Origin of the sequence: Aggregatilinea sp., assembly GCF_036822615.1 — a bacterium.
Classification (GTDB): Bacteria; Chloroflexota; Anaerolineae; order Aggregatilineales; family Aggregatilineaceae; genus Aggregatilinea.
Genome location: NZ_DAISHJ010000043.1, coordinates 22818 through 35290, shown reverse-complemented (window position 1 = coordinate 35290; position 12473 = coordinate 22818). Strand labels below are relative to the sequence as shown.

12 protein-coding genes and 1 tRNA gene are annotated in these 12473 nt (G+C 64.1%); 7 read left to right on the top strand and 6 right to left on the bottom strand.

What is annotated here, in order from left to right; translation table 11 throughout:
- Positions 1-125: 125 nt before the first annotated feature.
- Entirely contained in the window at positions 126-527 is a 402-nt protein-coding gene (locus V7116_RS13680) for a Crp/Fnr family transcriptional regulator (RefSeq protein ID WP_324392497.1), read from the bottom strand.
- A gap of 239 nt (positions 528-766) precedes the next feature.
- Between V7116_RS13680 and V7116_RS13675 the strand changes: the two genes are divergently transcribed.
- On the top strand, positions 767-1438 hold the full coding sequence (locus V7116_RS13675; RefSeq protein ID WP_324392496.1) for a hypothetical protein: 672 nt from the start codon (positions 767-769) through the stop codon (positions 1436-1438).
- 80 nt (positions 1439-1518) lie between these two features.
- Here V7116_RS13675 and V7116_RS13670 read toward each other — a convergent pair whose 3' ends face one another.
- The 3 genes from V7116_RS13670 to V7116_RS13660 all read right to left on the bottom strand — a co-directional run bounded on the left by V7116_RS13670 (position 1519) and on the right by V7116_RS13660 (position 3467).
- Entirely contained in the window at positions 1519-2067 is a 549-nt protein-coding gene (locus V7116_RS13670) for a hypothetical protein (protein ID WP_324392495.1), read from the bottom strand.
- A 250-nt stretch (positions 2068-2317) separates the two neighbouring features.
- Positions 2318-2944 carry an SH3 domain-containing protein gene (locus tag V7116_RS13665; protein ID WP_324392494.1) on the bottom strand — a complete coding sequence of 209 codons (627 nt, stop codon included), beginning with the start codon at positions 2942-2944 and terminating at the stop codon, positions 2318-2320.
- Positions 2945-3095: 151 nt separating this feature from the next.
- Entirely contained in the window at positions 3096-3467 is a 372-nt protein-coding gene (locus tag V7116_RS13660; RefSeq protein ID WP_324392493.1) for a Crp/Fnr family transcriptional regulator, read from the bottom strand.
- 181 nt (positions 3468-3648) lie between these two features.
- Between V7116_RS13660 and V7116_RS13655 the strand changes: the two genes are divergently transcribed.
- From V7116_RS13655 to V7116_RS13635, 5 genes are all read left to right on the top strand, one after another.
- Positions 3649-4140, top strand: a complete 492-nt coding sequence (locus tag V7116_RS13655; protein WP_324392492.1) for a YbaK/EbsC family protein — start codon at positions 3649-3651, stop codon at positions 4138-4140.
- Entirely contained in the window at positions 4137-5174 is a 1038-nt protein-coding gene (locus tag V7116_RS13650; protein ID WP_324392491.1) for an alpha/beta hydrolase family protein, read from the top strand. Before V7116_RS13655 ends, V7116_RS13650 begins: the two co-directional genes overlap by 4 nt.
- 193 nt (positions 5175-5367) lie before the next feature.
- On the top strand, positions 5368-6693 hold the full coding sequence (locus V7116_RS13645) for an Ig-like domain-containing protein (RefSeq protein WP_324392490.1): 1326 nt from the start codon (positions 5368-5370) through the stop codon (positions 6691-6693).
- Between the two features lie 388 nt (positions 6694-7081).
- Positions 7082-8455: a TrpB-like pyridoxal phosphate-dependent enzyme gene (locus V7116_RS13640; RefSeq protein ID WP_324392489.1), complete on the top strand. Its 1374-nt coding sequence runs from the start codon at positions 7082-7084 to the stop codon at positions 8453-8455.
- Positions 8456-8858: 403 nt separating this feature from the next.
- The gene (locus V7116_RS13635) at positions 8859-9878 is read left to right on the top strand and encodes a tocopherol cyclase family protein (RefSeq protein ID WP_324392488.1); all 1020 of its coding nucleotides are present in this window, start codon (positions 8859-8861) and stop codon (positions 9876-9878) included.
- Here the strand turns inward: V7116_RS13635 and V7116_RS13630 are convergent.
- On the bottom strand, positions 9866-10171 hold the full coding sequence (locus V7116_RS13630) for a (2Fe-2S) ferredoxin domain-containing protein (RefSeq protein WP_324392487.1): 306 nt from the start codon (positions 10169-10171) through the stop codon (positions 9866-9868). The two genes, V7116_RS13635 and V7116_RS13630, sit on opposite strands and share 13 nt — an antisense overlap.
- A gap of 90 nt (positions 10172-10261) precedes the next feature.
- Here V7116_RS13630 and V7116_RS13625 point away from each other — a divergent pair.
- Positions 10262-10334 (top strand) — tRNA-Glu (locus V7116_RS13625).
- 57 nt (positions 10335-10391) lie between these two features.
- On the opposite strand, the gene V7116_RS13620 is transcribed toward V7116_RS13625, so the two are convergent.
- The gene (locus V7116_RS13620; protein WP_324392486.1) at positions 10392-12374 is read right to left on the bottom strand and encodes an alpha/beta fold hydrolase; all 1983 of its coding nucleotides are present in this window, start codon (positions 12372-12374) and stop codon (positions 10392-10394) included.
- Positions 12375-12473 lie beyond the last annotated feature (99 nt).

Genomic DNA, 12473 nt, shown 5'->3' with positions numbered 1-12473 from the left:
CTGACGATCGGCTTATCTCCCCTCTCCAACTTGATTGGAAAGGGGCCGGGGGTGAGGTCGCGTTTGCTTTTGCTTGTGCTTTCTGGGGTCTTTACACAAACCACCCCGCCCCACGATTCGCGCCGTTACGCAATCCGCACGCTGCTGTCGGGCGCGGGGGTCGCCCCGGACACCATGCTGTTCATGCGGCGCAAACGCTGGGCCATCGTGCTCATGATCATCAGCGCGAAGCTCGGCGTTTCGGCAGTCAGGAACATAAACCCCAACTGATCCACGGGCGCGATCACGCATTCCGTCGCGGCGATCACGGTCGCGGAGCGTGGCGCCTGCTCGATCAGCGCCATCTCACCGAAGATGCCGCCTGTTCCCACCACTTCCACCACCTGCCCGTTGACGATAATCTGCACTTCGCCCGACTGCACGCCGTACATCACCTTGCCGGGATCGCCCTCGCGGAAGATGACCTCTCCCTCAGCGAAGGTCAGCGCGGTATTCCACTTCTTGAAGAAATTCAGCTCCATCGACATCGCTGGCCTCCCTCAACTGCGCACAACCGGGCGCGCAGTGATCCATCATTCAGTCCCAGTATAGGCCGCGGGGAGCCGTGCGTCATCGGGCTTAGGGGGTACGCCGGGTCCGACTTATGGCGGAGGCGCGCCGCCTCCCCTTCCTATTGCGTCGATCAGGAGGCGTAAATTCGCACCGATCCCGGCGTAAGTTCACATATAATGAGATTGTGCTTCGCTTCACGAGGAGAAATTTAGTCATGGAGTTCGAAAAAATTGACATTACGCAAATCGTGGTCGCGCTGATCAGTCTGGCGGGGATGATCTGGGGCGCGGCCCAGCGGTCCACCGTCGTCGAAGGCCCGACGACAGGCTCCACATCCGGAACAGGACAAAAGACTCACACCGGAGCCGGAGCCCCTATGCAGGGTCAGCCACCAAACGCGCGCCTGTTCATCAAGAACAACTGGCCCAGCCTGCTGATCGGCGCGTGTGGCCTGATCTTCCTCGTCAACGCCGGGTATGCCCTCGTGCAGTTCATGGACGAAGGCGATCCCGAGGTGGCGATCACCACGCCCGCCGACAACGGCGCGGCGGAATACATGCAGGCCGTGCGCGGCACGTCCACCCACGTCCCCGACGACCAGACGCTGTGGCTGGTGGTTGTGCCGCACGCCAATAACCGCTATTACCCGGCCAACAAGCCGGTCGATATGCAGATATCCGGCGAATGGGCGTCGCTGGTGTACTTCGGCCTGCCCGAAACCAGCGGCGAATCCTTCGACGTGCTCGCCGTGCTGCTGGACGAGCAGGGGCGGTCTGACTTCGAGGATTACGTCAACTGGTGCAAGACCAACAACAGTTGGGCGGGCTACGACAGGCTGCCCGCAGGGACGGAGGTATACGACCGGATCACCGTCACGCGCGGATAGCGCGGCGGCTCACGAACCGCGCCCGGCGGCAAACCGGGCGCGGGCCGATCTCGATCCCACAGTGGGAGTTTGCCTCGAACTCACGGGATGATCGGCAGCGCCTCGATATTCCCCTTCACCCCAACGTCGGACGCCTCGACCCACACGTCACGGTCTTCATCCAACAGCACCCGCAGCCACGTACCATCCTCGCTGCGCCCGGTGAGCGCCAACATCTGCCCGCGCATCACCACCTTGTAAATCGCTGCCCCACGCCGCCGTTCCTGGTAAAGCATGGCGCGCGCTGCGGTAACCTCGCCGGACAGCGTGACGGCGGGCCGGGTAGAAGTCTCCGGTGCGTCCGGCGGTACATCGGCAGGGACTTCCTGCGCGGGCAGGATTGTGTCGGGGTTCTGAAGCGCAGTGTTCGACGGTTCGAGCGCCGCAAGCCGCTGCATCAAGGCGGCATTTTGCTGGTTGTTAGAGCGGACCAGGGTGGACAGATCGGACTCGACGCTCAGCCCTAGCGAAATCAATTCCGCCATGGCGAACAGCGGGATACTTCCAATCACCGATATGATCTCAACAAACAGGAATGTAAACAGGTTGCCGCCGTCGATCATATATACCAGGCCCGAAATGAGGCCCATAACAATCGTTAAAACGCCAGCAATCATAAGCAGTATCCGGTATGTCTCAAGCATGGGAAACCGCGACATAACTCCCCCTGAAGTAAATTGTTGCCCCTTTACTAAGTCAGTAATCCTACACTGAATTGCCTGTCACAAAAAGCGACCGCGAAGTGAGTTCCGTTCGAGCGCGGGCACGGAAGACTCAAAGTGCCCGACGGCAAACCGGGCGCAGGCTGATCTCGATTCCGCAGAGGCAGTTTCCCCGAACTCATGGGATGATCGGCAGCGCGTTAATATTCCCCTTCACCTCAACGTCGGACGCCTCGACCCACACGTCGCGTTCTTCGCCCACCAGCACCCGCAGCCACAGGCCATCAGCGCTGCGCCCCGTCACGTCCAGCACCTGATCGTGCAGCGCGATACGGGCAATTGCGCCCGTCGTGGAAGGACTCTTACGCAGCATTGCGCGTTCGGCGCTCACCCGTCCCGCCAGCGCCCCCGCCGGGGCGGGGTCTGGCTCGTTCGAGTCGGGCGCCGCCTCTGCCTGTGCCGCCCGACGCGGCATGTCGTCCGTTTCTGGCGCGGGCTGCGCTGCCGTGTACGGGCTCACCGCCAGAGTCAGCGATTGAAGCTGCGTCAAAATCTGCTTGAGCTGCCGGTCACTGGCCCGGTGGTTTTCGTTGAGGGACTCGCCGTAGGTCATCACGCTCGTGAGCAGCTCCGCCACGGCCAGAGCCAGCACGCCCAGCAGAACGAGCGGCAGCCCAACCCCACAGACGACGAAAAACGAGCCATCCTCGAAAACGCTGCCTATAAAGACGGCAACCAGAATCACCAGGATGCCAAATACGATGAGGAACAACCGGTAGATGTACAATCGCGCATAATTGTCCATATGCCCTGCCGATCGGCTGTTGTATCCGCGCCACTAAGCCTGTTATCTTAGCGGATATTCACAGCCAGGGGAAACGGAAACCGGGGCAGAATCACAACGCGCCCGGCGGCAAACCGGGCGCGAGGATGTCAAACGGGGAATGCTGGCAGGCTTACGCGGCGACCGTGTCGCCCTTGCCCGCGCCGCGCAGCCGCCGCAGCAGCGTCTGCATCACCATCAGCGCGAAGCCGGGCGTTTCGTTCGTCAGGAACTGGAAATACCAGCGATCGACGGGGATCAGGGTGCAGTCGGTGAGCGCCACGGCGGCCATCGTGTGCGGCTGGCGCTCGATGAATCCCGCCTCTCCGAAGATGCCGCCCGCCTCGACCCGCTCCAACTTCCCGTCGGGATGGATCAGGCGCACCTCGCCGGACTGCACGCCATACATCAACTCGCCCGGCGCGCCCGCGTCAAAAATTAAGTCACCGCAAGAAAAAGAAACTGCGTGCCGAGACCGTTTGAAGTAGTTGATTTCGACGGACATGTGGCCTCCCCACTTCTACGCAGTGCAATTTGTTAAACATATTTTACCTATTTTACTCCCATTTAACCCAACCACGAATGAATTTGTTGTAAATATTTCCTAAACGGAATCGCACAGAAGCCGCCGGGTGGGCGTATAATCTAAAACATTCGCGCCAATCTCAACCCAGGTGGAAACGCTCATGTCACTCCCCCCCAGTGCTCAAAAGGTACAGGATTCGCTTAACGCGCTCGGCTTCGGCGGCTGCGAAGTGGTCGAAATGCCGGACACGACGCGCACCTCCGCCGAAGCGGCAGCGGCCATCGGCTGCACGGTCGCGCAGATCGCCAAGTCGCTGGTGTTCAAGGGCCGCCAGTCCGGCGACCCCGTGCTGGTCATCGCCAGCGGCACCAACCGCGTCGATACCAAAAAGCTCGCCGCGCTGCTCGGCGAGAAGACCGACAAGCCCGACGCCGACTACGTGCGCGAGCGGACCGGCTACGCCATCGGCGGCATTCCCCCGGTGGGGCACGCCTCGCCGCTGCGCACCTACATCGATCGCGACCTGCTCCAGTTCGAGGTGATCTGGGCCGCGGCAGGCACGCCGCACGCCGTCTTCCGCCTGACGCCCGACGACCTGGTCCGCATGACCGGCGGCGAGGTGGTCGAGATCGCCCAGCCGCCCAGCGCATGAGACAGATCGCGCCGCAGATCCCCCGCCGCACGCTGATCGCCCTGGCTGCGCTGCTCGCGCTGGCCGGACTCGCTGCGGTGGGGCTGCGGCCCGCCCTGCCCGCGAACGCCTCCCCGCTGACGACGCCGATTCCCTCCCCCACCCCAAACGCACGCCCCGACGGTACGCTCGAATCGACGCGGCTGCTGCTCGACACGGGCACGACCGCCTACTACGCGATCACGTATTGGAGCGACGGCCTGCGCGTCACCGGCTACCTGGGGCGGCCCGCAGGCAGCGGCCCCTTCCCCGCCGTGATCTACAACCGGGGCGGCTTCCAGGCCACCGGAGAGCTGATCGGCGCGGAAATCGTGCCGCTGGTGGAGGCGGGTTTCGTCGCGGCGGCGTCACAGTACCGGGGCAACGCGGGCGGCGACGGCGTGGAAGACTTCGGCGGGAACGACGTGCACGACGTCACCAACCTGCTGCGCGCGGTGCAGGCCCTGCCCTACGTGGACGCCGACCGGATCGGCATGATGGGCGGATCGCGCGGCGGCATGATGACGTACCTCGCGCTGAAGCAGGACACGCTCGACGGCACGCACGCGATCAAAGCCGCCGTGACGGTCGGCGGGCTGGCGGACCTGTTCGCGTGGGCGCGGCAGCAGGGGTACGTGGTTGGACAGGTGTACGTGCCGCTGGTCGGCGTATCGCCTTACACCGATCCGGCTCCGTTCGAGGCACGCTCCGCCGTGTACTGGCCGGAGCTGATCGACGCGCCGCTGCTGCTGCTTCACGGCGAGGCGGACACCACCATCTCGGTGCAGCAGAGCCGCACGCTGGCCGAGGCATTGACCGAGGTCGGAAAAACGGTCGAGATGGTCACGTTCCCTGGCGGCGACCATCCCCTGACGCGCTTCCATTCCGGTTATCCCGAAGCGCTCGACTGGTTCGCGCAGTACCTCGGCACGCCCGGCGTCGATTATTCGTTCGCGGCGCACGAGCAGGCCATCGCCAACATCGCCACGTGGTTCGTGGTGCGGGCGCAGGGCTGATGTCGATCGGCGTTCAACCGTCAAGTTTCAGGGTGCGCCAGAAGCGCCCAATCCGTTAGCAGAAAAACACAAGTCTGAAGTAGAATAAGTGGTTGGCTGTTTAGCGCGCCCTCTCTACTGCTGCATCTTCTCGACAGCCCGGATTTCCCCATGCCTACAACCTAATATTTCTTGCGCCTATGGAGTGGCTGCCGTGTTTGCCTGCAAAACCAACAGAAGGACATGCTCTTTACTTTTCGTAAGTCTGCTTGTTATCGCGCTCACGCTAACCGGCGTCCGGTTCAACGCCGATGCCGCCCCACTCGACCGACAGAGCACGACGACCTATGGCAGCGGCGCCGGGATCAATGTCGCCATCCCTGACTCGCCGGGAGCGAATACCCCCGGAGCGCCCGCCACGCACGACATCGTGATCACCGACAGCGGACTGGTCGCCGACCTGGATCTCTACCTCGACATCCACCACACGTATGTGGGCGACCTGGGCATCACGCTCACGCACATCGATACCGCCACCACCGTCACCGTAATCAATCCCCATAGTCTTGTCTGCGGCGGCAATGACATCCTCGCCACACTGGACGACGAGAGCGCCTCACCACTCGCCGGTCAGTGCCATGCTACTGGCATCGCCTTCCAGGGTACTTTTCAGCCTGATAACCCGCTCAGCGCCTTCGACGGCGAGAGCATCACCGGCACGTGGCGAATTACCGTCACGGACTATTCTGCGGGTGACGCCGGGGTCATCTACGAATGGCGACTGGTGGCGACCACCGGCCTACTGCCCGCTGCAACCGACGACGCGTATGCGACCAGCCAGGGTACGCCGCTCGTGATCGCCGCGCCGGGCGTGCTGACCAACGACAGCGCACCGAGGGGCGGCACGCTGACCGCCGCCGTGGATACCACTCCGACGAACGGCACGTTGGTGCTGAACGCGAACGGGTCGTTCACATATACGCCCGCCGCCGGATGGCACGGCGCGGACAGCTTCACCTATAACGCCATCGACAGCGTCAACACCTGGACCGACACTGCGACGGTCACCATCACCGTCGGCGTCCCGGCTGCCAGTGCTCCGGCTGCTCCCGTCTATGCCACATTCCCCGCTCCGCCCGCGATCCCGCTGTGCGCCGACGCCACCGGCAGCACCAACACCATCGTACGCGCGGACGTGCCGGGCGGCGCAGTCCCCAACGGCGGTGTGTTCTGCCGCGTGATCATGCAGAACGGCGCGTACGTCGAGCGCCAGGGCTATTCCGGCGACATCGGTAACGCAGACGTGTTTAAGTACGCCCTGATCCACGCCGTAGACGTCTACGGCATGGCGGGCGCGACATCCGTGCCAGCGTTTGCTGCGCCGGTCAAAGTCTGCGTGCAAGGCAGTGGCACGTTCCTGTACCTGGACGCGACGACCTCGCCGCGCGCCCTATTGATCCTGCCCGCGACGTTCGAAAACGGCGCGACCTGCGCCACGATCCCGCACGCGGGCACGGTGCTGCTGGCAAACGGTGGGTAGCCGCAAGAAGACGCGCGGATGCCTTGACAAGCGGCCCTCTGCGCGCGTATGATAAGCCACAGATGACGCTGAACCGGATGAGTACGCTGGGACGCGCCGGGCCAGGGAGCCACCTCGCAGACTGGAAGGGTGGCACGGACCGCGACAGCCGAATGGGCCGGGGAGTCGCGCGGAGGAAATGCCGCGCCGGGATCGCCCCCGTTATCGAGGCGCAATGAGTGAGGCTCATCCCCGCGACAAACTCGCGGCGATGGCCTAATCAGGGTGGCACCACGGGAAACAGCGCCCGTCCCTGACCGATCGGGGACGGGCGTTTTTGCGTCCCGTGCACGGCGCGCGGCCCCGTGACCTGTTTCCACTCTCTCATTGTTTTGAAAGGAGCACCACCATGCCCGACAAACAGCACGTGAAATATTTGCTCTCCGAAGACCAGATCCCCCGCGCGTGGTACAACATCATCCCCGACCTGCCGCGCCCGCTCGCGCCCGTGCTGCATCCGGGGACGAAACAGCCGGTCGGCCCGGATGACCTCGCGCCGCTGTTCCCGATGGCGCTGATCATGCAAGAGATGAGCGCGGACCGCTACATCGAGATCCCCGAGCCGGTGCGCGACGTGTACCGCCAATGGCGGCCCAGCCCGCTCTACCGGGCGCGGCGGCTGGAAAAGGCGCTCGATACGCCCGCGCGCATCTACTACAAGTACGAAGGCGCCAGCCCGGTCGGCAGCCACAAGCCGAACACCGCCGTGGCGCAGGCGTTTTACAACAAGGAAGAGGGCGTCAAGAAGATCGCCACGGAAACCGGCGCGGGCCAGTGGGGATCGTCGCTGGCGATGGCGGGCGCGTTCTTCGGCATCGAGATCGAAGTGTTCATGGTCAAGATCAGCTACCAGCAGAAGCCGTACCGCCGCAGCATGATGCAGGCCTACGGCGCGACCGTGCACGCCAGCCCGACCGACCTGACCAACGCGGGCCGCAGCGTCCTGGCGAAAGATCCCGACAACATGGGCAGCCTGGGCCTGGCGATCAGCGAGGCAGTCGAGCGCGCCGCGACCAGCGGCGGCACGATCAAGTACTCGCTGGGCAGCGTGCTGAATCACGTCCTGCTGCACCAGACGGTGATCGGTGAAGAAGCGCTGGCGCAGATGGCAATGGCCGACGATTACCCGGACGTGGTGATCGGCTGCGCGGGCGGCGGCAGCAACATGGCGGGCCTGATCATCCCGTTCGTGGGCAAGGGTCTGAATACGCGCTTCCTGGCCGCCGAACCGACCGCCTGCCCCAGCATGACCAAGGGCGTGTACGCGTACGACTTCGGTGACGCAGTGGGCATGACGCCGATCATGAAGATGTCGACGCTCGGCCACGACTTCATGCCGCCGGGCATCCACGCGGGCGGGCTGCGCTATCACGGCATGTCCCCCATCATGTCGCTGCTGCACGAGGAAGGCATCCTCGAAGCGCAGGCCTACCACCAGAACGGCATCTTCGAGGCGGCGGTCCAGTTCACGCGTAGCGAGGGCATCGTGCCCGCGCCGGAAAGCGCGCACGCGATCCGCGCGGCCATCGACGAAGCGCTGGAAGCGAAAGCGGCAGGCGAAGAACGCGTGATCCTGTTCAACCTGAGCGGACACGGCCACTTCGACATGGGCGCGTACGACTCGTATTTCGCCGGGCAGCTTCAGGACTACGAGTACCCGGTGGAAGAAGTGCGGGCCGCACAGGAACGTATGCCCCAGGTGGACGAGGCGGCGCTGGCATAGAAGCCCTCAGCCATTAGCGATGAGCGGTTAGCCAGGAACAAAAGCAGTATGTGTTGATCTGTCAGGGCGGGTTTCTAACCCGCCCTGCTTTTTATGTACCCAAATTTGACCGTCAAATTATCTGTATCCGATTCCTACACCAGCCGCGTCAAGCCCGATCTGCGTAGGGGTAGGGCTTGCCCTACCCGGCTTTTCTCTCAACGGGCGGGGCAAGCCCCTACCAAACACAGGGCCGCCCATCACGCTGTTGAGTACTCACCTTCCTGCGCATGGAGCGTCCCGCCTATGCCCCTGCGCGTCTTTCCGCCCCCGGCGCGCCGTGACGTGTGCTAGGATCTCCGCAGGGGCGCGGGTCGCTGCGCGCACCCCTGAGCCGCCAACACCGCGACGGAGAACGGACCGCATGAACCTGAGCACCCTCTGGAAGCCCGCCGTCTATCACGGCGACGGCAAGCGCCCGCCCTATTTCGAAGGTTGGTATTTTAAGCTCATCGACGCGGCAGGCGCGCGGCGATACGCCATCATCCCCGGCATCTTCAAGCACGCCGATCCCACCCAGGCGCACGCCTTCGTGCAGATCCTCGACGGCGCGGCGGGCACGTCGATCTACAAACGTTACCCGGCAGACGCGTTTCACGCCTCGGCGGACGTGTTCGACGTGCGCGTGGGGCCGAATCACTTCGGGCCGGACGGCATCGTGCTCGACGTGGAGCACGAGGGACAGTCCGTGCGCGGCGCGGTGACCTTCGCGGGGGTGACGCCGTGGCCGGTCACGCGGCTGTCGCCGGGCGTCATGGGCTGGTATGGACTGGTCCCGCTCATGGAGTGCTATCACGGCGTGCTGAGTTTCGATCACGGGCTGGCGGGCGCGCTGGACATCGACGGGACGCCGGTCGGTTTCGCGGGTGGGCGTGGCTACACCGAAAAAGACTGGGGCCAGGCGTTCCCGCGCGGCTATATCTGGATGCAGAGCAACCACTTCGAGCCGGTGGGGACCAGTCTCACGGCGTCGGTCGCGCTGATCCCGTGGCTGTGGCAGGCGTTCCGGGGCTTCATCGTCGGGCTGCGGCACGAGGGCGCGCTCTACCGTTTCGCCACGTATACGGGCGCGCGCGTCGAGCGGCTGGACGTGACCGATACGCACGTGTATTGGACCATGAGCGGCGTCACCGGCCCGGCGGACCGGCGCGGGCGCTACCGGCTGGCAATCGACGCCGAACGCGCGTCGGGCGGGCTGCTGCACGCGCCGGATCGTGTGGCGATGGTCGAGCGCATCGTGGAAAGCCTGACGGCGTCGATCGGGGTGCGACTGGTGATGCTGGACGGGAAGCGCGAGCGCGAAGTCTTCGCGGGGACGGGACAGTTCGGCGGGCTGGAGCTGGGCGGGGATCTCAGCACGATCCTCGACGGCTACGACTCGTGAGCCAGCTCGGCTTTGATCTGCTCGATAATCTCCTGAAGGCGCTCCACAGTGAGCGCGTGCACGTCGTGCCCGCCGGGATACAGCGTCAGGTTGGGGCCGTCGTCGCACATATCCAGGCAGTTCGCCACCTCCCACGACACCGGGCCGTGCGCCATGAACGCCGGGCCGGGATCGCCAAAGGCCGCGTGCAGGCAGTCGTAGAACGGCTCGGCGCGATCGCTCATGTTGCACGTCGCGCCCATGCACAGCACGATCCGCCTGCGCCGGGGCCGGTTATCGTGGTCGTCAGCCATACGGAATTTTCCCTTCTGGTTTGCTGCCAAGTCCTGCATATTCTACCTTGACCGCCCCTATTCGGGCATGGTACAATCTCCCGCGTGTTGGCCCCCATCGTCTAGAGGCCCAGGACGTGGCCCTTTCAAGGCCAAGACAGGAGTTCGAATCTCCTTGGGGGCACACAAAAAACCGCTCTCGTCACTGTACGAGAGCGGTTTTGTTTTCCCCAAACGCGGGCTACGGGATGTAAAACGCCGTGTTCATCGTCTCGATGCAGGACGCGTCCGGCTCCGCCGCCGGATCGGCGAAGAACGCCAGCCCGATGCCGATCGGGCAGCTACCCCCATCGATCACGCCGTGCCCCACCATCGGGAACAGGTACGTATAGCTGTTCGAGAGCGTTTCGGCGGCCAGATCCCCCCACCACGGCGGCGTCGCCGTGTCGTACTGCGCCGTGAGCACCAACGTCGGAATCGAACTCACCACCGGCTCGTTCTCGATGGCGTCAGCGGTTCCGGCAGGCCACACCGCGCACGCGTCGAACTCGGAGAGGCTGCCGTCCAGCGTCACCTCGCGGACGATCTCCGGCATATCGACCGCTTCGGCGTTGGCCTGCGCCTGCTCAGGCGTCATGAACGAGAGTTCTTCGTTGCACTGCACGCTCCAGTTCATGCCTTCGCTGTCGTCGTCAATCTCGGGCGGATCGACCACCGACACCGTGTCGCTCACGCCGCCCTGGCCCGCGAGTTGGACGAAGCCCTGCGCCGCGCTCTGCGCCTCGTCGGGCGACAGATCGAACACGCCATTCAAAAATGCGACGATGCCGCCGGTGTCGCCCTGGGCCACGAGCTGGTCAATCTGTGCCAGCTCATCAGCCGTGAGTTCAGCGGACAGCTCTTGCGCCAGCGCCGTGCCGTCGGACGAGACGCCCGATCCAAACGTGGCGAGATCGAGGTACGTGTCGTAATCCCCCGCGATGAATGCATCCAGCGAGGCCGGAATCGCCGTGACGAGATCGGTTCGCTGGAGCTGCATGGACAAATTCTGGATGACGTCCGCCGCGAACAGATTGTACTGCTCACCCGACTCGGGATCGGTTACCAGCGGCGGATCGGTGTCGATCTCATCCAGGGCGGCGTAGAACCGCGCCTCCAGGTCAGGGAACGCCTGCGCGCAGTCGGGCTGCGCGGCGCAGTCGGCAAACATGCTGCCGATCAGCGCGTACGTATCGGTCGTCACGTTGTAGTCGGTGTCGATATTGGGCGGGTACACGCTGTCCAGGACCACCGCCCGGATGCCCGCCGGATAGTCGCGCATGACGGTCAAGGCGAGGCGCGTCCCGTAGCTGATGCTGTACAGGTCGATCTGATCGTAGCCGAGCGCCTGCCGCAGCGCTTCCACATCGGCGGCATTCTCGCGGCTGGTGTAGGCGGTCAAGTCGATCCCCTCCGCCTGAAGCCGGTCCCGGCACGCTTCGGTCAGCGAAGAATCGTCGCCATCGTCCAGTTCGGGGCAGTTCAGCGACGGCGTGCTAAAGCCCGTGCCGCGCTGATCGAACAGGATGATCGTGCGGTCCTCCCGGTACGGCGAGTTGTACCAGCTGTCGATGCCCGCCAGCGCGCTGCCGCCCGGCCCGCCTTCCAAATAAACGATCGGATCGGCCAGGGGGCTGCCGGACCGGGCCGGGATGATCGCCACGATCAGGTCGATCAGGTTCGTGTCCGCCACGAGCCGGTTTTCCGGCACCGTGAGGTCGGCGCAGATCACGTTCACTTCCGGCGGCGCCTCAAACGGGCAGTCCATCGACACAAAATCGACGAACAAGGCAGACGAGTCGCCCGCCGCCGCATCCGGGGCAGGCTGCTCCGGGGCTGCACCCGCCTCAGCCGGAATCACGGCCACCTCGCCGCTGGCGTCCTCGGACGAGATGACTTCCAGCACGACGTCCCCGTCTTCAGGCGCTACAAATTCATCGAGGCTTTCCCCTTCGTACAAATCGACTTCATCGGTGTAGACGAAGAAATACAGATCGGCCCCGCCCTGCAGCGTCACGTCCAGGCCGTCGCCGCTGGCGAGGGTGATTTCAGCCACCGCAAAATAGTCGTCCGCAGCCTCATCATACTCAAACGCCAGGGGATACGTATCTCCCTGGGCGCTCGTGATGCCCGCAGCCATAAGGGCTACAAGTATCATGAGCGTAACCAACCCGATCCGTCGCATGCTGATTTCCTCCTGTTGGCCGCAATGGATCTCAAAGTATCGCACAAACGAAACATGGTGCAAGTCTGATACACCAGGGAATTTCGATCGAGTTTTCCC